This is a genomic window from Microbacterium sp. CCH5-D1, assembly GCF_001557335.1.
GTDB classification, from domain to species: domain Bacteria; phylum Actinomycetota; class Actinomycetes; order Actinomycetales; family Microbacteriaceae; genus Microbacterium; species Microbacterium oxydans.
Window position 1 is genome coordinate 1 of record NZ_LSJW01000316.1, and the last position, 578, is coordinate 578.

Annotated in this window: 2 protein-coding genes; both read right to left on the bottom strand. The window is 64.0% G+C overall.

The features are described 5' to 3' along the window. A partial coding sequence (locus AX744_RS19450) for an ATP-dependent Clp protease proteolytic subunit (protein WP_061018773.1) occupies positions 1-402 on the bottom strand: 402 nt, incomplete at its 3' end. Positions 403-483: 81 nt separating this feature from the next. Next, positions 484-573 carry a tetratricopeptide repeat protein gene (locus AX744_RS22060; protein WP_442922843.1) on the bottom strand — a complete coding sequence of 30 codons (90 nt, stop codon included), beginning with the start codon at positions 571-573 and terminating at the stop codon, positions 484-486. Between the last annotated feature and the right edge of the window lie 5 nt (positions 574-578).

The window sequence follows — 578 nt, forward strand, 5'->3', positions numbered from 1 at the left end:
GATGAGCTGCGCCTGCGTCTGGATGTCGCTCGACGTTCCGCCGAACCCGCCGTGGGGCTGGTGCAGCAGCACGCGTGCGTTGGGCGTGATGTACCGCTTGCCCTTGGTGCCGGCCGTCAACAGCAGCTGCCCCATGGAGGCGGCCATTCCGATGCCGACCGTGACGATGTCGTTCGGCACGAACTGCATCGTGTCGTAGATCGCCATGCCCGCGGTGATCGATCCGCCGGGCGAATTCACGTAGAGGTAGATGTCTCGCTCGGAGTCTTCTGCGGCGAGGAGAAGGATCTTCGCGCAGATCTCGTTCGCGTTCTCGTCGCGCACCTCCGACCCCAGCCAGATGATGCGGTCCTTCAGCAACCGGTCGAAGACGCTCGTTGCGAGGAGGGGTTCTGCAGCCATGTCAGCTCCTGATTCCGTGTTTCAGTGATTCGAATCTACCGGCGACAACGCAGCGCCCAGGCCGTGTTCGCCGTCGGCATATCAGGTGTCGGCGTCCGCGATCTCGTGGGCATAGGCCGTCATCGAACGGTGGTAGCGCGGCAGATGCGGGACGAGGGCGAGCAGTGCCACGGAGA